The 17873-nt window shown below is 53.3% G+C and carries 17 protein-coding genes; 9 read left to right on the top strand and 8 right to left on the bottom strand.

Annotation, left to right across the window (positions count from 1 at the left end):
* The first annotated feature begins 3 nt into the window (after positions 1-3).
* From ACHHV8_RS17795 to ACHHV8_RS17785, 3 genes are read left to right on the top strand one after another with little or no spacing between them, the layout of a single operon-like run.
* Positions 4-822, top strand: coding sequence for a carbohydrate ABC transporter permease (locus ACHHV8_RS17795; protein WP_395160167.1), 819 nt, complete (start codon positions 4-6; stop codon positions 820-822).
* Between the two features lie 38 nt (positions 823-860).
* Positions 861-2306: an ABC transporter substrate-binding protein gene (locus ACHHV8_RS17790; RefSeq protein WP_395160165.1), complete on the top strand. Its 1446-nt coding sequence runs from the start codon at positions 861-863 to the stop codon at positions 2304-2306.
* Positions 2303-3709, top strand: a complete 1407-nt coding sequence (locus ACHHV8_RS17785; RefSeq protein ID WP_395160163.1) for a sulfatase family protein — start codon at positions 2303-2305, stop codon at positions 3707-3709. The genes ACHHV8_RS17790 and ACHHV8_RS17785 overlap by 4 nt, the downstream gene beginning before the upstream one ends.
* 409 nt (positions 3710-4118) lie before the next feature.
* Here the strand turns inward: ACHHV8_RS17785 and ACHHV8_RS17780 are convergent, their stop codons facing one another.
* The 3 genes from ACHHV8_RS17780 to ACHHV8_RS17770 are packed head-to-tail and all read right to left on the bottom strand — an operon-like array spanning position 4119 to position 7842.
* Positions 4119-5264 carry a Ger(x)C family spore germination protein gene (locus ACHHV8_RS17780; RefSeq protein ID WP_395163543.1) on the bottom strand — a complete coding sequence of 382 codons (1146 nt, stop codon included), beginning with the start codon at positions 5262-5264 and terminating at the stop codon, positions 4119-4121.
* Positions 5265-5269: 5 nt separating this feature from the next.
* Positions 5270-6751, bottom strand: coding sequence for a spore germination protein (locus tag ACHHV8_RS17775; RefSeq protein ID WP_395160161.1), 1482 nt, complete (start codon positions 6749-6751; stop codon positions 5270-5272).
* Positions 6748-7842 carry a GerAB/ArcD/ProY family transporter gene (locus tag ACHHV8_RS17770; RefSeq protein ID WP_395160159.1) on the bottom strand — a complete coding sequence of 365 codons (1095 nt, stop codon included), beginning with the start codon at positions 7840-7842 and terminating at the stop codon, positions 6748-6750. The genes ACHHV8_RS17775 and ACHHV8_RS17770 overlap by 4 nt, the downstream gene beginning before the upstream one ends.
* A gap of 203 nt (positions 7843-8045) precedes the next feature.
* Here ACHHV8_RS17770 and hmpA point away from each other — a divergent pair, with 203 nt between their 5' ends.
* The gene (gene hmpA / locus ACHHV8_RS17765) at positions 8046-9260 is read left to right on the top strand and encodes an NO-inducible flavohemoprotein (RefSeq protein WP_395160157.1); all 1215 of its coding nucleotides are present in this window, start codon (positions 8046-8048) and stop codon (positions 9258-9260) included.
* Here the strand turns inward: hmpA and ACHHV8_RS17760 are convergent.
* Positions 9227-9802, bottom strand: coding sequence for a Crp/Fnr family transcriptional regulator (locus ACHHV8_RS17760; protein ID WP_395160155.1), 576 nt, complete (start codon positions 9800-9802; stop codon positions 9227-9229). The two genes, hmpA and ACHHV8_RS17760, sit on opposite strands and share 34 nt — an antisense overlap.
* 323 nt (positions 9803-10125) lie before the next feature.
* Between ACHHV8_RS17760 and ACHHV8_RS17755 the strand changes: the two genes are divergently transcribed.
* Complete coding sequence (locus ACHHV8_RS17755; RefSeq protein ID WP_395160153.1) at positions 10126-11154, top strand: MATE family efflux transporter; 1029 nt, start codon at positions 10126-10128, stop codon at positions 11152-11154.
* A 37-nt stretch (positions 11155-11191) separates the two neighbouring features.
* Positions 11192-11491 carry a hypothetical protein gene (locus ACHHV8_RS17750; RefSeq protein WP_395160151.1) on the top strand — a complete coding sequence of 100 codons (300 nt, stop codon included), beginning with the start codon at positions 11192-11194 and terminating at the stop codon, positions 11489-11491.
* A 130-nt stretch (positions 11492-11621) separates the two neighbouring features.
* Here ACHHV8_RS17750 and ACHHV8_RS17745 read toward each other — a convergent pair whose 3' ends face one another.
* The gene (locus ACHHV8_RS17745; RefSeq protein WP_395160149.1) at positions 11622-12140 is read right to left on the bottom strand and encodes a metal-dependent hydrolase; all 519 of its coding nucleotides are present in this window, start codon (positions 12138-12140) and stop codon (positions 11622-11624) included.
* A 255-nt stretch (positions 12141-12395) separates the two neighbouring features.
* Between ACHHV8_RS17745 and ACHHV8_RS17740 the strand changes: the two genes are divergently transcribed.
* Positions 12396-13160: a phytanoyl-CoA dioxygenase family protein gene (locus tag ACHHV8_RS17740; protein WP_395160147.1), complete on the top strand. Its 765-nt coding sequence runs from the start codon at positions 12396-12398 to the stop codon at positions 13158-13160.
* Between the two features lie 199 nt (positions 13161-13359).
* On the opposite strand, the gene ACHHV8_RS17735 is transcribed toward ACHHV8_RS17740, so the two are convergent.
* A complete protein-coding gene (locus tag ACHHV8_RS17735) occupies positions 13360-13686 on the bottom strand; it encodes an SPW repeat protein (protein WP_395160145.1) in 327 nt (108 codons plus the stop codon).
* 80 nt (positions 13687-13766) lie between these two features.
* Between ACHHV8_RS17735 and ACHHV8_RS17730 the strand changes: the two genes are divergently transcribed.
* Complete coding sequence (locus ACHHV8_RS17730; RefSeq protein ID WP_395160143.1) at positions 13767-14597, top strand: AraC family transcriptional regulator; 831 nt, start codon at positions 13767-13769, stop codon at positions 14595-14597.
* 190 nt (positions 14598-14787) lie between these two features.
* Positions 14788-15639: an alpha/beta fold macrolide esterase gene (gene mle / locus ACHHV8_RS17725; protein ID WP_395160141.1), complete on the top strand. Its 852-nt coding sequence runs from the start codon at positions 14788-14790 to the stop codon at positions 15637-15639.
* A gap of 121 nt (positions 15640-15760) precedes the next feature.
* Here the strand turns inward: mle and ACHHV8_RS17720 are convergent, their stop codons facing one another.
* A complete protein-coding gene (locus tag ACHHV8_RS17720; protein ID WP_395160139.1) occupies positions 15761-17404 on the bottom strand; it encodes an S-layer homology domain-containing protein in 1644 nt (547 codons plus the stop codon).
* A gap of 127 nt (positions 17405-17531) precedes the next feature.
* Positions 17532-17861, bottom strand: a complete 330-nt coding sequence (locus tag ACHHV8_RS17715) for a winged helix-turn-helix transcriptional regulator (protein WP_395160137.1) — start codon at positions 17859-17861, stop codon at positions 17532-17534.
* Between the last annotated feature and the right edge of the window lie 12 nt (positions 17862-17873).

The following is a 17873-nucleotide window of genomic DNA, read 5'->3' as shown; positions in this document are numbered from 1 at the left end:
AACATGATGAAAAAGATAGGCACATGGGCGAATTGCGCCGTATTGACGCTGCTGCTGCTTTTGACGCTTGTCCCCTTTTATATGCTGATCGTCACTTCCCTGAAATACCGGGATCAGGTCATTCACGAGTTCTGGTTCCCGGCGCTGCCGCTGCATTGGAGCAATTATGCGAATGCGTTTGTTCAGCTGTGGCCTTTTTTATGGAATTCGATCCTCATTACCGCCGGCATTATTATCTGCGTGCTGGTCAATGCGAGCTTGGCGGGCTATGCGTTCGCCCGGTTTTCTTTCTGGGGTAAGAGCTTGATGTATTACCTGATCATTATGCTGATGATGGTGCCTTCGTTCCTGATTCTTATTCCGCAGTTCATCTTGTTCAAAAATTTAGGCTTGATCAATACGTATTGGGCGCAAATCTTCGGACCGATGGCCGGCGCATCCGCGATGGCGACGATGCTGATCCGAACCTTCTTCGAAGGGCTGTCCACCGGCGTGCTGGAAGCGGCGGAGGTAGAGGGAGCGGGGGACGGCAGAATTTATCTGCAGATCGCGCTGCCTCTGTCATTGCCGATCCTGTCTACGGTAGCGGTTATCAATGCGCTGCTCGGCTGGAACAATTATGTGTGGCCGCTTGTTGTCACGTCGGGAGACAAGGTGAAGCCGGTAATTCTTGCGCTCTCAAGCGTCCACGGCTCGCTGGACCAGGTTCAAGGTCTGCAGTTCGCAGGCTATGTGATCTCCTCCGTGCCTCTGCTGCTGCTGTTTTTGTTCGCAACCAAATCGTTCGTCTCGGGGATTACGGCCGGTGCGGTCAAAGGGTAACAACCTGAGCGATAACTTGTGAGGTGATAATAATGAACATGCGCAATCATTGGATGCGGCCGCTGCTTGGCGCCGTTTCCGCTATGCTGCTGCTGAACGGCTGCTCGTCCGATTCCGGGAACAGCGCTTCCGGCGGCGACGGCAAGTCCATCGATTTGAACGTCATGGTGATGCTCGAAAGCGATGGAGACGAAGCGGAGCGCCAGTCATGGGACAGCATCGCCAAAACCTATATGGAGTCGCATTCCGGCGTGAAGGTCAACCTGCAGATGCAGCATTTTGCAGGCGTCGAGCAGCATCGTACCTGGGTAACTACGCAGCTGATCGGCAAGACGGCTCCGGATATTTTTACAACCCGTTACATTTGGGACCAGGAGGATTTGAAAAAAGGACTGCTTGTGGATCTCACACCGTATTATAAGCAAAAAACGGCTTACTCCGGGGACCAGCCCTGGGAAAAGCTGTTCTCTCAGACGATCCTGCAGCAGCTGATCGGCGACGACAAGACGTATGCAAGCGTACCGAACTACGTGAACTCGGTACGGGTTCTGTACAATAAGGATTTGTTTGCCCAAGCGGGCATCAAGGAGGTTCCGAAAACCTGGAACGAGTTTCTCGATGCGCAGGAAAAGCTGCTCAAGCTGAACGTCGTTCCGTTCGCCTTCCCCAATTCGAAGCCCGGCGACTATAATTACAACTGGACGATTCGGATTCTGACCGAGGAGCTGCTGACCGGCGTCTACGAGAAGCTGGATATCGATAAGAGCGGCTTCATCGAAGTGAATGAATACGTAAGGGGCGTGGACCAGGGCATTATCGATATCGAGAAATCGCCGTACAAGGATGTATTCGCCATCGTCAAGGATTGGAGCAAATATTGGCCGAAGGGCTATAACGGCCTTGATTTTGATACGGCGGGCGACTTGTTCCTGCAGGGGAAAGCGGCGATGGTCATGCGGACCTCGGCGCAGAGCAAAGCCCTGTACGAAACCTCGGCCCGCAAGTTCGAGATGGCGGCCTTCCCGCTGCCGTACCTGACCAAGGAGAACCACCCGGACGCGGCCGGAAAGCTGATGGAAATCGGCGGCGTGCCTGCCGGCAATATGGCGATTCCGAAGACGATTGCGCCGGAGAAAATGGATGCCGCGGTCGATTTTCTCGCCTATACGACGTCTCCGAAGGTGCAGGGGCTGCTCGCCGAGAGCCTGTACCGCACCCCGGTTGTCGAGAATGCGGCGCTGCCCGATAAGCTGAAGGGCTTCCAGTTCGTTGGAGACCGGATGCAGTTGAATATTTATGCGGGCGAGGTCGACAAGAATGTAACGGAAAACAACCAGAAGCTGGGGCAGCTGTATCTCGAAGGCACAAGTACGCAGGATAAATATTTGGCGGACCTGAAAAAAATCATGGTGGACGGGGTCAAGAAAAAAATGAGTGAAAACGGGTGGTCCAAGGAAAACAATTACGGGATCAAAGCGCCATGACCAAGCCTAACCTTCTTTTCATTATGCTGGATCAGCTTCGTTACGATTGCATCGGCTACAGCTGCGCCTATCCGGTGCAAACGCCGAATATCGACCGCTTGGCCGCGGAAGGCCTATGGTTTGAGCATACGTTTACGCCTATTCCCACCTGCTGCCCGGCCAGGCAGGCATTCATCAGCGGCCGGCGGCCGGAAACGTTCGGGGCGCTGTGGAATTTCAAGAACGGCCTGCCGGTGACGGCGCTGGAGTCGTCCGAATATGCCTGGCCGCGCGAGTTGAGTAAGCACGCGTATCGCCGCGTGCACCTCGGCAAATGGGATGTGCATCCGAAGCACACTCCCCTGGAGTATGGTTACGATGAGTATGTCGGGTTCGCCGGGTATCATGAAATGATCGCGCATAAATACCCGGACGTGAAATGGGAGGCAGGCTATGCCGGGGAAGCCAGCCCGATCCCGCTGGCGGACGCGCAAACCCATTGGCTGGCCGAACGGGCCTGCGAAACGATCCGCCGGCTTTCGGCGGATACGCAGTCCGAGCCCTGGTATATCCAGCTGAACTTTACCGAGCCGCATCTGCCGTGCCGGCCTTCCGAGCCGTTTGCATCGATGTATGCCGCGGCGGATATTCCACCGTGGGGCGGCTTCGGCGATACGTTCGCGGATAAGCCTTATATCCAGAAGCAGCAGCTGCTCAGCTGGCAGGTTCAAGATTATACATGGGACGACTGGGCTCCGATTGCGGCCCGCTATTATGCTGTGATCAGCCAAGCCGACGACGCTATCGGCAGGGTGCTGCAAGCTCTTGAAGCGTCAGGCGCCGCAGACAATACGATGATTGTTTTTACCGCGGACCATGGGGATATGTGCGGCTCGCACGGGATGATGGATAAGCATTACATCTTGTATGACGATGTCGTCAGGGTGCCGCTTATCGTGAAATATGCGCCGATTACCGGGCAGGGCGGGGAGAAGCGCGGCGGGTTCGTCTGCAATATGCTGGACCTTCCCCCAACCATACTGGAACTGCTGGAGCTGCCGGTGCCTGAGTTTTTCCCCGGGCGTTCCTTGCTTCCATTGCTGCGGGGCGAGACGGCGGACGGCTGGCGTTCTGAGGCGGTAACGACCTATAACGGACAGCAGTTCGGCCTTTATACGCAGCGGATGCTCCGTACGGAACGTTGGAAGTATATCTGGAATACGACGGATGTGGATGAGCTGTACGATTTGGAACAGGATCCGTATGAATTGACGAACCGGATTCACGATCCTGACTGCCGGGAGCTTATTCAGCAATACCGGCTTCGGCTGTACGAGCGTTTGACGGCTGAAGGCGACAGCTTGGTCAACAGCGAATGGATGCGGAATCAGCTTGTGCATAATGCCATATCCGATGGAAGGTAAAGCGAGCACAAGAGCCTAAACGAGTGTTTTATTTATTAAAATGTACGGCGGCAGACGCTTTCAAAAGCCGCTTATTGCTCTTATACTCCCCATATCCATCCTGAATAGGATCGAACAAAGACGCCTCTGAATCCGCGTATTTCGTGGATTCGGAGGCGTCTTGCGTGGGGTTCGACCGACCGCTGTACATCGCCGTAACACGCGCCTGGGATTGGCGCGCGCTGGAAAATATCATTTGGGAGTTGGACTACCGGCTGCCGGTGTTCTCTTTTTGGGACAGTATCGCTTGCCGTGTTCCGAATGCCCTGATAGATTGCTATGTCGGCTGTGCTGATTGGCGCAGTCAGACTGACATGGGAGGCAGATCCCAAGAAACAGCTGGACCCGAAGATCGGTGCAGGGCTGAATTTTATTCTATACGTCCTTTGTATTTCCCGGTGTGAAGCAGGTGAACCTTAACGTCAATCTGCTTGAGGGAGCTCTCATTCAGAAAAAATGCCTGCTCTTGACGCTCGGCATTCCATACTTTCGGATAATTCCGGTAAAGAGCCTGACTTAACTGGAATACATCGGCTTGTGTGGCTAGCCCCTTTTTATAGGTGGTCCAAATTTCTTCCTTCACGGCCTTGGCCGCGCGTATTTCCAGCTCTTTTTCGGTGATATCGGCCGTCAGCTCTTCGATAAAAGCTTTCACATTGACAGAAATACGGAAAAACGGGGTGCCGTTCTGAACGATCGGAATAATCTCCGGCTTGGGACGAACCAGAACCAGAGCTGCAACAGCCTGATTGTTGTCATCAATAATTTGCAGAGCGGACCGCTGCATCTTTTTTTGCAGCCAGCGGTACCCTGCCAGATCGCTTTCCTTCAACCATCCCCTCAGCTGCTGATCCGATAAGAAATAAGCCCCGTTAATTCGCAGCATAGGCTTGTCCTTGTAATCGACCGTCCATTTATTATCAACTATGGATATGGAGGGGATGATGCTCTCGCTGCCGGGCTCGTTTAAATGAGCGACGCATTTGTACCCGTAAATGGGAGGGATGAACGAACGCTGTGCATAAATCTGGGTTGGACTGTACATAACGGTATCCAGCGGCGATAAATTCAGAATCGATTTTTGTGTAAAAATGTCCCGCAGCGGCACTTTGGTCCCGTAGATCAGCACATTATATCTGACTTCACGGTAGCGGTTAATCATATCGTAAGCTTCTTTGATGCGGTCGGCGCGCTTTAACAAATTTTCCGTACAGACAATAGCCTTCAAATGCCCCCAGAAAACACGGATTTGCGAGGAGGTGTAAATGGCATTGAACGATTCCGTCATCGTCTTGCCTTCGCCCCGCCCGATCCAGTTCGGTACCGTACTTCCTAATTCCATGCCCTCGGTTTTGGCAATGTTGGAGAAGTTGAGCACCTGCACATAGGTGATATATTTTCCGTTCTGATAATCCAGCCCAAGGCCAGTCACGTAAGCCATCGTCTGAATGTCCTTGGAGTTCCAGCAGCCGGTCAGCAGGAATAACATCAGCAGGCTCAAGCAGACGGTAACCACTTTGTTCAATTTGAATCCTCTCCTTGACGGCTCGAATCCTGTGAATGAAGAAAGGATGGCCTTTTTCTCATGACATCCCACGGCATTCTCATGAACGATTTCAGCATATCCCTGAAAATCGGAGGCGACAGCGGCGAAAAATAAGGCACGCCGAAGGATGAAAGCTTGGACATATAAAAAAGCAGCAGAATCAGGCTTAGAATAAAGCCGTACATCCCCAGGAAACAGCAGACCAGGTACATGCCAAGTCTGACGATGCTTACGACTGTACTCAGGCCCTGATTCACCAAGGTGGCGCCCGTCACCGCGGTAATGGATCCGACGACAACGACCGAAGGAGAGACGAGCCCGGACCGGATCGCGGCATCCCCGATAACAAGTCCGCCTACTACCGTAAGGATCTGGCCGATGGAGCTGGGCAGACGAACCCCCGCTTCGCGGAAAATTTCCAGTAATACGAGCAGGATGAACATCTCCAGCTGCGCGGAGAAGGGCAGACCGATCCGGGCGACGGCAACGGTAGCCATAAGGCGGAACGGAATTTGATCCTGATGGAAGGCAACGATGGACACCCAGAAGCCGGGAAGCAGAATAGACAGCCAGAAGCTGAACAGTCGTATCAACCGGGCGAACGAGATGTATTGGAAGCTGAAATGGACATCCTCGGGCGATTTCAGAATCAACGAAAATCCGGCCGGTCCCACTAGAGCGAACGGATTGCCGTCAACGAGAATGACGAACCGCCCTGCCAGCAGCGAGGCGACCACGAAATCCGACCGTCCTGTGAAATCAAGCAGCGGAAACAGCGAGTATTTCACGTCCGCCAGCGATTCCTCCAGCTGAGCCATGCTGTAAACACCGTCGACATCGATCTTGTTCAGCCGTTTGCGGACTTCTGTCACCAGCTGCGGGTTGATGATGTCGCTGATGTAAAGCAGGCCTGTTTTCGTCCGGGTCCGTCTGCCGAGCACCATCGTTTCATAGCACAAGGTATTGCTCCGGATCCGTTTGCGGATGAGCGCAATATTAGTAGTAATATCCTCCACGAAGCCGTCCTTCGGTCCTTTAATCGATATCTCGGTGCTGGATTCCTGCGGAATTCTTCTTGGAGGCGTGCTTGTATTCAGCTTGAACAGAAGTCCCGGTCCGGAAAAGAACAGAAGAAGATCCCCCAAATAGACCGTATCCATAATTTCTTGCGCCTGGGCATCCGCTGGCAGGGGAACTAACGGCAGCACTCCCCAAAGATGCCCGTTCCGGAGCTGATCGAACCCTTCCTCGCAATACAGCTCCTGAAGTCCGGGGAGAATGGAGTCGCTGATGCGGGTAGTGTCGCACAGTCCTTCCGCGTAGATCAGCATAATCTCTGAGGCGGCCGTATTATCCAGCAGGTTCACCTGTAACATGACGTCGGCAGACATTTCGAATAACTGGTGCAGCCGCTGCTTTGTCCAAAGGGGCGGCGTCTCTGCTTTTGGCATATTCATGTCGGCTTCTCCTTTGTTTTGCGCGTCCACAATGAAAAACCAGCCCATAGCGTGGTACATATCAAGGTAATGATCAGCGCGCCGGGAAAGTAGTATCGGTATGTCCATAAATAGTAATCATTCTGATTAATTGGCAGCATAGACAATGAGATATAGCTGAGCGTAACGGCGGCAAGCACAATGTTCCGTCCTTTGCGTGTCGTTATAGGGAGCACATCGCCAAGCAAAAAGAGCGAGAGGCTGATCCGCACGCAGGATCCCGACAGCCATTGATACACAGAGAGAAAGTCCACGTGCTCGATATAGTCGCCCAGCTTGACCAGACGCCACTGCTCATAGGGAGAGGTCATCTGCTTCGCCGCTTCCTGCGGGCCGAACTCGGTAATCGCGCCGATGACCGGCCCCAGAGTAATACCAACTATAATGGCGGACAGCGCAAGCAGCATCCAGTATTTTACCTGTGATTTCAAATGGTGCTGCATGAACAGCAGAATCACAATTTCAACAAACCCGCTGCCTGCATAAATCATGCCGTTAATCGGCAGCTGCCAGCCGTGTTCCAGGTATGGTTTGAGCAGCTGGTAATTTTTCTCGGGCACATTGGATACGGCGACGAAAAAGCCCAGCAGCACAACGGTCGGCAGCAGAATGCCGGAAGCTATCGTTATAGCGCGGATGCCGATTTTCGCCGCGTATTGACAAATAAGCGTCAGCACGGTGATAAGGACAAGCTTCGGGGTGGCCGGCAAATAGTTCGTTACCGTCCAAATGGAAGTATGTAAGACGGTCATGCCGCCCATCAAATAAAGCTGCGCAATAAACGGAGCCATCAAGATCCAGGATAGAAGAGGGGTTGTCTGCTGTGCCAGCCACGGCTGCAGCTTCTGCTGGCCGGATTTCTTCATAATAAGCAGCAATACTCCGCACCATGGGCAATAGATGAGCCCAGTTATAATAACCGATATCCACGCATCCCTGCCGGAAGCGTCTAGAATCATGGGATTGACGATTACATGGCTGGTTAACCCGATCGTTAGCATGAGCATCATGCTGATTTGGATAAAGCTGAGTTTATTTCCTGTACTGTTCATCGCGATTCCTGCCCCGAGAAATGACTTTAATAAGCTGCCCGGAAAAATATGTCTTATGTTTCCCAATCATGGAAACGGCTATGCGTAAGCAAAGGAATCGGCTGTCACAGATCGTTAGGATTTTATGTGATTAGAATCACAAGTACAGCTCTCCCCGGCGGGTATACTGGGTTCAAACCTAAGTACAGAGGAGTGCAAACGCTATGCTAAACGAAAAAACAATTCAAATTATCAAATCAACCGTACCTGTATTGGAGGTCCACGGAACGGCCATTACGAAACGATTTTATGAACGGCTTTTCACCAGCCATCCGGAGCTGCTCAATATATTCAATCATGCCAATCAAAAGCAGGGAAGACAGCAAACGGCGCTGGCCAACGCAGTGTATGCGGCAGCTTTGTATATCGATCGCCTGGAGGCCATTCTGCCGGCTGTCCGGCAAATTGCTCATAAACACCGCAGCCTTGGCATCAAGCCGGAGCAGTATCCTATCGTCGGGCAAAATCTGCTTGCTGCGATTAAGGAGGTTCTTGGAGATGCGGCTACCGATGAGATCCTGCAAGCTTGGGGCGAAGCCTACGGAGTGATTGCAAATGTGTTCATCCAAGTAGAGGACGAGATGTACCGGCAGGCGGAGGAGCAAAAGGGCGGCTGGGCGGATTTCAAACCGTTCCGGGTTGCGAATAAAGTGAAAGAGAGCGAAGTCATCACATCGTTTTATCTGGTGCCTCAGGAGGGTGGGCCGGTTCCAGCGTTCGAGCCTGGACAATATGTGAGCGTTAAGGTTGAAATCCGAGGGGATACTTATACGCACATCCGTCAGTACAGTTTGTCGGACGCGCCGGGCCAGCCGTATTACCGGATTTCCGTGAAAAGAGAAGACGAAATCGAGGGGCGTCCGGCCGGTAAAGTTTCGGTTTACCTGCATGAGCAGATCCAGGAAGGGGATATGCTGCTGCTTTCCGCACCGGCCGGAGATTTTACGCTGAATCAGGAAGGAACGGAACCGGTTGTGCTGATCAGCGGCGGCGTCGGACTCACACCGATGATCAGCATGCTGAATACGATGGCTGCCACGAATCCGCAGCGTCCGGTTACCTTCATTCACGCCGCGCGCAACGGAGAGCTGCATGCGATGAAGTCGCATGTGGAAGAGCTCGCCCGCAACCATCCGCAGATCTCGGTATATTGGGTCTACGATAGCCCTAGCGAGCAGGATCAAACGCTTCAAGCCTTCCACAAGCACGGGTATATTGAGCTGCCTTGGCTTGCCGAAACGACGGCTTCCCTTGAAGCGGATTATTATTTCTGCGGCCCGGTTCCTTTTATGAAAGCTGTGAACGGGATGCTGAAGCAATGGGGCGTAGACTCCAGCCGGATTCACTATGAATTCTTCGGTCCGGCCGGGACTTTGTGAGCGCGCACGCGCTGGATACGCGGCTTTGTTTCGGAGGCGTCGTCTGATACCTGGGCCCGCAGCAGCCGGTTTACCGTTTCGCGCCGGAGACCGATGAACTGGCCGATTTCATCTTGAGTCAGAACGTCGGTGAGGCTTGAAGGGGAGATATAGCGCTCAAACCACGCCTGCAGCTTGGACAGCTTTTCGGCTGGAGCGACAGCGGTTAACTGGTCGATCCGCTGCTGCATCATACGCAGCTTGTCCTGCAGCTGAAGCGCGATCAGCCGGCATTTGCCCGGGTCCTGCTCCAGGGCGGCATACCATTCGGCCGCGGGAATGACCTCAATCTCACAGGTGACGAGGGCGACCGCCGTGCCGAAATAAGGATTAGGGCTTATGAGCGAATGATGAGGAATCATTTCATTAGGTACAATCACATTGACAAGAATCGCATTCCCGTCGGCATGAACGCGCATAATTTTGAGCAGCCCGCTTTTGACCCGGTACAGCGGCCCGGTTTCTCCTTGACGGAACAGAGTTTCCCCTTTGTGCAGAATCATTTGGTTCTCCTATTGTGTTTGAGATGCCCTTTCCAATGGAAAGGGTATTTTTTTAACCTATCAGCATTTATAATTTCGGGGGCCCCGCAAAGTACCTGAGTCCGCCTCGAAGCATAGCCCCACTTTGTGGGGTTGTTTTATTATTATATCAGTGAATTCGAAGGATGAGAAAGACATTCTGAGGAGACAAGGCTTGCCGGGAGCGGATGTCGCGATTTTTGAATTGACCGTGCTCAGGATACGACATACAATGAGAGGTAATGTATGCGCTTACTACATCTGCTTGCGGAGCTGTTGACCCGCCGAAGGAGCCTGACGCCAGGATGACGAACACGAAGAAGCTGAGCCTATTTGCCATAACATGGCCGTTATTTATCGAGTCCTCTTTACAAATGTTCATGAGGACATCAGATACCTTTATGGTCAGTCATGTATCTGACGGAGCCGTCGCCGCTGTCGGCGTTTCGAATCAGCTTATCATCTTTACCTTTTTGCTGCTTCAGGTTATTTCCGCAGGCTCCGCCATCGTCATTTCGCAGTATCTCGGCGCAGGACGCACGGAGGAGGTGCGCAGGTTTGCGGCCGGCGCGATCTCGCTTAATTTTGTATTCGGTCTGCTGATCAGCATAACCATGATCGGATTCAGCCGGCCCTTGCTCAGCCTGTTTGGATTAGAGCCGGATCTATTGGCTCAGGCCGAAGTGTTTTTGTCCATTGTCGGGGGAGCGCTGTTCATTCAGGCAATCAATCTGACCATATCGGCCATTACCCAGGTGCACGGATTTACAAGGTACACGATGATGGTAAGCATAGGCATGAATTTGCTTAATTTGTTCGGAAATTATTTATTCATCTTCGGTCCGTTCGGATTTCCGAAGCTGGGGGTTCCCGGCGTTGCCATCTCCGCGGTATGCAGTCAGGCGTTAGGCTTAATCGTCTATAGCCTGATCTTAAGAAAAGTGGTTCGGCTGCGGCTGTCCCTCTCGAATTTCATCCAAAGCAAAGTCGAAGATCTGAAAAAGATTTTAAGCATCGGCATTCCGACCGCGGGGAACCAGTTGGTCTATTCCATCAGCCAGCTGGCGACCACTTATTTTATTACGTCCTTGGGTGCGGAGATGCTTTCGACTCGTATCTATACGCAGAATATTATGTATTTCATTATGGTGCTCGCGATTTCTCTGGGCCGCGGGACACAGATCATTATCGGGAGGCTTGTCGGAGCGGGGGAGAAGGAGCAGGCCTACCGGCAGCTGTTTCGAAGCCTCGGCTTGAGCCTGCTTCTTTCGATGCTGTGCGTAACGCTGATCGTGCTGTTCAGGGAGGCGCTGCTCGGACTGTTTACGAAGTGACCCGGAGATTATTGCCCTTGGGGCCTTTCTGCTGACGATGGGCTTTCTCCTGGAGCCGGCCCGCTGCTTGAACATCGTCATCGGAGAAGCGCTTCGCGCGGCGGGAGATGCCCGTTTTATCGTGATGACCGGCGTGTGCATCATTTGGGGGTTGTGCGTCCCCTGCACTTACTTGCTCGGGATTCATTGGGGCTTCGGCCTGATCGGCATGTGGGCGGTATTCGTTATGGATGAGGGGCTGCGCGGGCTGCTGCTTCTGTACCGATGGAGAAGCCGGGCGTGGGAGAAGAAAGTGCTGGTCACACCCGACGACAAGGCAGCCTCTGCAGCGGTATAGACCGGTTTTTCGCATCGGGGACGGCGGAGGCCGTCTAACGAAACTTGGTTCTTTGCCATATATCCAAGCTATTGTCCAGCTTATCTCCAGTGTAGGCCCAGCTTATCTTCAACTGCTGTCCCGCTCTTGTCTATCGCATAGCCAGCTGCATCCAACCGATCCACCATTCGCGCGCCGGCAGCCAGAAGCAGAGGCAGATCAGCAGAAAACAAAAGACATCCTCCGCCCGCGAGCCGGTGTCGATAGCGAGAAATTTGGGGAGCAGCCGGATTTTTGTACGGACGGGCCAGAACAGCGCTACTCCCTGCTCATTGAGAAGGTCGATCAGCGGGTGAGAAGCGTATGCCAGTAAAAAGGTTGAGTAGTATAAGGCCGGAATAGGAAAGGAAGCCGTGGCCAGCAATACTAGAAATAATAAAGAATGCGTCATGGTGCGATGGTGAATGTGCAGCATTCGCAGGAGGGATGAGACCGGGAAAAAAAGCTTGGCCATCACGGACCCCGGCTTATCAATATCGGCGAGCGGTCCGGCAAAGCAGCCCAGCAGCAGAGCTCCTGCCGTATCCCAGGACAGAAGGGGAACATGATAGGCATGAAGCACCCATTCCGCTGCCAGCACCCCGGCCGCACTGTGTGTTCTTTGAAGCATGTGCAACTCCTCCGGTTCGTCTAAGATGCGCGCCGTCCGGAACTGCGTACGTATGTTCGTCCCGGATCGGCTTTCCTAGGTTACCATAAAACGGAGCCGATTGCATCGTTCGGAAGACTTACTTTTGCGCAGAGCGTTGCCATGGCTCCACGAATAAGCGTTTTGTGCTAGTAATAATTGATTTGTTATCTGCCCTCCGGACAGACCTGATTTTACAATAAGAAATGTAAAATCCAACCGATGGAGGTTATTTATATGATAACAAGAGGCAACCCGTTCTCGATCAGGCAATACCGGGAGGAAGGCTACAGCGGACCTGTTCAGGGCTTGTCCCTGCAGGAATCCGAGTATTATTACCGGCTGTTCTTTGACGCGCTGGAGCAGTCCCGGTACGAGCCTGCCGCCACCGCCAAAAATTTATCGGCCTGGCACCATCAATACCGCTGGGCGTATGAGCTTGCAACCCACCCGGGCATCGTAGAGCCGATGAAGGAAATACTGGGCAGCGATCTGATCCTGTGGGCGATGCATTTCTGGTATAAGCCTCCGGGCAGCGAAAAATACATCCCGTGGCACCAGGATATCAACTATTGGCCGATGGAGCCTGCGATTAATGCGACGGCCTGGGTCAGTCTCGGCTGGTCGATTGAAGAGAACGGGTGCTTGAAGGTCATTCCCGGCACCCATAACACCGTTGTCCGGCACAACGATACGGGCGATGCCAACAGCGCCTTCGGCGAGGGCCTGGCGGCCGATCAGGTGGATGAGAGCCGGGCAGTGGCCCTGGAAATGTCGCCGGGCCAGATCGCTTTCTTCAACGAAGCGACCATCCACGGCTCCAATGCGAACAGCTCGAATGTGCCGCGCGTCGCCTTCTCGGTTCGGTATACTACGCCGGAGGTGCGCTTTTTGATAGAGCAGTGGGGAGGAGACACCCAGCGGATCAAGACGTTTCTTGTAGCGGGTGAAGATACGTTCAAGCGGAACGAGGCGATAAAAGGGACTGTGCCTGACCTATAAGCAGGCGGCAGGCCTATAGGCAAAGAAGCCGGCGAGCGCCGGCTTTTTAAACATGATACAATTTATATGTTTTCGGGGCCCCGCAAAGTACCTGAGTCCGCTTCGAAGCATAAGCCCCGCTTTGTGGGGTTATTTAACTGCTTTCCTGTTCAACTAAGCTCCGCCTCCGATTTGCCAAGCTGATTGCCGAAATCGGCGATTAAGGCCGCTGTCTATGGCTCAGATTGGTAAAGCTCAGCACGAGGGTAAGTACGCCGATGGCTGCTGTAATCCAAACGGCATGATGGCCCGTCGTAAACAAAGTGAACGGCAAAACGGCCATAATTATGCCTGTAACAAAAGTAATCAGATTAGGCGGTGAATCACCCGATGCCTGGCGAAGCGAACAGAGGGATGCTATAACTTGAACGATGCCGAAACCAACACTCATCCACACAGCTGCAGCGTGACCGGTATAGCCGAACATCCATGGCGCTGCCGTAAACCAGAGTCCGAATAGCGCGATCAAGACACTTCGTGTTTTCATAAAAAGCACCTCCCGTTCATTATTATATGAGGGAAGGTTTGTACTTTGGCTCATTAAGAAAACGGGAGGCATACCGGCATATGGCTGCATATCAACTGTTTGTCGAGTCGCTGCAGGTACGATTCCTGCACATTCAACGCTACAGCCTGGATGCCCATTGGCGGATCCGGGATAGAATATTGAACCATTCCGTCGTATGGTATGTCGACAAAGGCTCGCTGCGGCTGACGCTGAACGGCAGCCCGTATACATGCGGTGAGGGAGAGCTTTGTCTCCTTCCGGATCAAAGCGTGCTGAACGGCAGCCCTTTGACGGGAGAAGTGCGGTTAATCAGCTTGAACTTCGATGCGGAGATTCTTTTCCTGAACCGCCGCGGCTGGGCGCAAGCGTTTCAGCTGCCCGTGATTTACAAGTCAGCCGCGGCTGACTTCAACCTGCTGCTGAACGAGATGCTGCACCAGAGCGCCTCCGCGGATCCGTTAAGCTCGCTGCTGCTTCAATCTCAAATGCTGCGCATGCTTCATTTGCTGCTGCAGCCCGGCGCCTACGAAAATACGGAGCTTCCGGCCCGCGGCTGGGACAGCAGAGTACATACGGTTATCCATCATTTGCTGAGCCGCCCGCATCTTACGCCGAAGGTAAGCGAGCTGGCGGAATGGGTGCAGCTGAGCGAATCTCATTTGCGCAAGCTGTTTATTCGCGAGACCGGACAAGCCCCGCTGCAATTCATGCACCGCCTTAAGGTGGAGCAGGCCAAGAAGCTGCTGCTGCAGAGCAGCAAGCCGATCGCTGAAATTGCAGGAGAGGTAGGGATAACCGATCCCAACTATTTCTCAAGGCTGTTCAAATTGGAAACCGGCATCGCTCCGCAAAGCTACCGCAAACAGTATGCGGAAACGGTATTCATCTGAGGTTCCGTTTGCTCCGTCAAGGCTCTGGCGCGGCTTCCAGCACATAAATATGCTATAATGGCGGTGAGGGAAACCTCTCATCTGAATCCAAAGGAGAGGCTGCGTCATGATTATCAAATTCATTCGTTTACGCTAAGTTTCAGAGACAGCCGGAAAACGCTAGTCTATTTTTTGGAAACGAGGTATAACGATGACTGAAAAAATGATCGATTCGAATGGCGCAATGTTATGCGCCGAGAGCTTCGGCAGCCCGAACGACCCGCCGATTCTGCTTATTATGGGGGCTATGGCTTCGATGATTTGGTGGGACGAAGCCTTTTGCCGGCGCTTAGCCGATAAGGGCAGATACGTCATCCGCTACGATAACCGGGATGTCGGGCGTTCTACTGCGTATCCTCCCGGGGAGCTGCACTACTCCGTCAAGGATATGACGGACGACGCGATGGAGGTATTGAACGGTTACGGATTAGAGCGGGCGCACTTGGTCGGCATGTCGTTGGGAGGCATGATTGCCCAGCTGGCTGCGGTAATCCATCCCCAAAGGGTATCTACATTGACAATGATGATGTCGAGTCTGTACGCGCCTTATGAAGAGGAGCTGCCTTCGATCGACGAACGGATTCTTCAATATCATGCGAACAGCGCACAGCTTGACTGGTCGGATGAAGCGGCTGTAACGCGCTACCTGGCGGAAGGCTGGCGTCTGCTGGGCGGCTCAAGCCATCCGTTCGACGAGAAGCGTGCTATGAAGCTTGCGGCTGACGAAGTGAAGCGGGCGAACAGCCTGCTCAGCATGTTCAATCATGCGCTGCTGCAAAACGAGCCTGTGTATGACATACAGCTTGATGAAATCAAAGCGCCTGCTTTGGTTATTCATGGAACGGAAGACCCTGTGCTTCCGTACGCGCACGGACTCGCCTTGGCCCGGTCGATTCCCGGGGCTTCCTTATTGACGCTGGAGGGAACCGGCCACGAAATCCCCAGAGGGGATTGGGATGTCATCCTGGACGCCATTCTTTTGCACACCTCCGGTAAAAGCTAACCGAAGCGCAGATGCGCTGAAATAAGCATCCAAACAAAGAAGCCTGTCGGCTATACTGCCGACGGGCTTCTTTGTTGTGATGCAGCCAGATGACTGCATCAGGGAACGAACGATCCGCCAATTAACGTTGGCGCATATGAATATCGGTGGCTGCGCGTTTGCCGTTCGGCAGCTTCGCAACCAGCGTAAAGCCGGTGACATTGCCATCTACATGAACGATGCCGCTGGTATCGATCGTGACCGTACCGACGGGACCGTTATTAGGGTCGCCGACAATATCTTCGGGAGTCAGAATCGTCGTAAGAGCAAAATTATAACCTTGAATCTCGTCCTGCTCGTATTCGATACCGTAATTGTCGGTGATGAGCAGATCCATCGCCTGGTAGGCGTCGAATAGTCCGGAGTAGACGCTGCCGTTAACCGTCATGTATTGATAAGATCCCATGTCTCTTGCCTCGATCAACTCGGCGGTCACTGCGTCGCTCTTCACTTCAACCGGAATGGTCATTGTCTTGTTGTCACTGCCGGTGCTGTATACGACACTCACGTTGGCGGTTCCCGCTTTATTACCGAGCACATAGCCTTTGTGGTCGGAGGAAACGGCCGCTTTCACTACAGATGGATTCGAGGAAGTAATCGACTGGATAATTCCCGGAATGGCTACCTCGTTACCCGACTTGTCGGTAGCTATAATTTCAATTTCCTTCGCGAACATGCTGAGCGTCGGATTCTCGGCTTCCGTTTGGCTCACATAGCCCTCGGACCCCGTTGCAAGCCCGGTAATGCCACTGTCAATAACGTCCTTCAGCACGTAGCTGTCCGGGATCGAATAGCTGATATCCCCGGTAGTGGAGCTAGGGCCGGGCGTTCCGATTGTAAACGTCTGGTAAGCCGTTTTCACCAGCAAGCTGTCGATGCCGCTGAGCGTCACCTTGTAGGTTCCGTTGGTCAGCTTCTCGTCCTCGTCGGACAAAGTGAGCGTAGCAAGCTTCTTGTCGCTCGACCAGGCAGTTTTGGTGTCAATAACGGTGCCGTTCTTCGTCAGCGTCAGCTTGGCAGCAGAGGTATCTACCGCACGGTCCAGACGGATGTCTACGGCATGCTCGCCGTTTGCTTGCGCCGCAGTTACGGAGACCAAATTAGAATCCTCCTGTGGAACATCCGGCGAAGCAGGAAGCGATCCGTAAGCGCCTGTCACAAGATCTGCGCGGGAGGCCACCGCGTCTCCGTTCTTATCCGACGGATGGATGCCGAGCGCGGAAGCCTGCTTGACGGCATCGGCATACCAAGGACTGGCCGTCACATCGACCTGATGGCCGAGCCCCTTCAAGAACAAGGTATCGAGCTGTCCTACCGTTACCGGATCGCCCGGCGCAAAGGTTGTCGCCGTAACGCCGTCTACGAGACCCGCGGCGCGCGCGGCTTCGATATATGGAACGGCCCATCCGTTTGCGGCGTCATCCGTGCGGACGTCCGTAAAGCTGGAGGCCGAGACGTTCATATCTACTTTCAAGCCGAAGACGAGCGCCGCGACCTTGGCGAATTGGGCACGGGTCATCTGCTGGTCGATGCCGAACGTATCGTCGGAGACGCCTTCAAATATGCCTTTGGACAATAACGTGTCGATTTTGGCTTGCAGAGCCGCATCGACCGAGGTTAGATCTTTATAATCCGAAGCCTTTTTGGGCGTATCGGCAAGTGCTGCGGAAGCAAACATGGAGAAGGCCAGTGCGGCGCTGCTCAGCAGGGCAATATGCTTTTTCATTCGTGTTCCTCCTAAGACTTAAATAAAGGCGATGAATAGGTGTTGTATCTATTATTTATCATACTACTAGCCTGTGGCAAATGCCAATTTTTTGAGAGATTCGAAGACTGGACTATCGTAATAGCATTCAGGGCTGCTGCGCCCATTTGACGGCCCATTTCTCCATTTCCATAAGCGCGGCCTGGAAGTCCAAGCCTTTTTCCGTTAAAGAATACTGCACTGAAACCGGAACCGTAGGGAACACTTCCCGAAGGACGATGCCGTTCTGCGCCAAATGGCGCAGCGTGTCGGTTAACGATTGGGTTTTGATGATAGCTACATCCCGCTGAAGCTGTTTAAACCGCTTCGGGCCCTTGGCCAGCTCCGCAATGACCAGGAAGGCCCATTTGGCGCCGAGAATTTGCAGTACCTCGCAGATGCTAGAGCCCCTGTTTTCCTGCTGAGGGAAGGTTTCCATCACAGCAACTCC

The organism is Paenibacillus sp. TAB_01 (assembly GCF_043945595.1).
Taxonomy (GTDB): Bacteria; Bacillota; Bacilli; order Paenibacillales; family NBRC-103111; genus Paenibacillus_S.
The sequence above is the reverse complement of the archived record's forward strand: the minus strand, read 5'-3'. Positions and strand labels throughout refer to the sequence as shown.

What these genes read in the sequence shown, in the direction of transcription:
- ACHHV8_RS17795 (WP_395160167.1), top strand. Translation starts at nt 4, where the DNA reads ATGATGAAAAAGATAGGCACATGGGCGAATTGCGCCGTATTGACGCTG.
- ACHHV8_RS17790 (WP_395160165.1), top strand. Translation starts at nt 861, where the DNA reads ATGCGCAATCATTGGATGCGGCCGCTGCTTGGCGCCGTTTCCGCTATG.
- ACHHV8_RS17785 (WP_395160163.1), top strand. Translation starts at nt 2,303, where the DNA reads ATGACCAAGCCTAACCTTCTTTTCATTATGCTGGATCAGCTTCGTTAC.
- ACHHV8_RS17775 (WP_395160161.1), bottom strand. Translation starts at nt 6,751, where the DNA reads ATGAATATGCCAAAAGCAGAGACGCCGCCCCTTTGGACAAAGCAGCGG.
- ACHHV8_RS17770 (WP_395160159.1), bottom strand. Translation starts at nt 7,842, where the DNA reads ATGAACAGTACAGGAAATAAACTCAGCTTTATCCAAATCAGCATGATG.
- hmpA (WP_395160157.1), top strand. Translation starts at nt 8,046, where the DNA reads ATGCTAAACGAAAAAACAATTCAAATTATCAAATCAACCGTACCTGTA.
- ACHHV8_RS17760 (WP_395160155.1), bottom strand. Translation starts at nt 9,802, where the DNA reads ATGATTCTGCACAAAGGGGAAACTCTGTTCCGTCAAGGAGAAACCGGG.
- ACHHV8_RS17755 (WP_395160153.1), top strand. Translation starts at nt 10,126, where the DNA reads ATGACGAACACGAAGAAGCTGAGCCTATTTGCCATAACATGGCCGTTA.
- ACHHV8_RS17750 (WP_395160151.1), top strand. Translation starts at nt 11,192, where the DNA reads ATGGGCTTTCTCCTGGAGCCGGCCCGCTGCTTGAACATCGTCATCGGA.
- ACHHV8_RS17745 (WP_395160149.1), bottom strand. Translation starts at nt 12,140, where the DNA reads ATGCTTCAAAGAACACACAGTGCGGCCGGGGTGCTGGCAGCGGAATGG.
- ACHHV8_RS17740 (WP_395160147.1), top strand. Translation starts at nt 12,396, where the DNA reads ATGATAACAAGAGGCAACCCGTTCTCGATCAGGCAATACCGGGAGGAA.
- ACHHV8_RS17735 (WP_395160145.1), bottom strand. Translation starts at nt 13,686, where the DNA reads ATGAAAACACGAAGTGTCTTGATCGCGCTATTCGGACTCTGGTTTACG.
- ACHHV8_RS17730 (WP_395160143.1), top strand. Translation starts at nt 13,767, where the DNA reads ATGGCTGCATATCAACTGTTTGTCGAGTCGCTGCAGGTACGATTCCTG.
- mle (WP_395160141.1), top strand. Translation starts at nt 14,788, where the DNA reads ATGACTGAAAAAATGATCGATTCGAATGGCGCAATGTTATGCGCCGAG.
- ACHHV8_RS17720 (WP_395160139.1), bottom strand. Translation starts at nt 17,404, where the DNA reads ATGAAAAAGCATATTGCCCTGCTGAGCAGCGCCGCACTGGCCTTCTCC.
- ACHHV8_RS17715 (WP_395160137.1), bottom strand. Translation starts at nt 17,861, where the DNA reads ATGGAAACCTTCCCTCAGCAGGAAAACAGGGGCTCTAGCATCTGCGAG.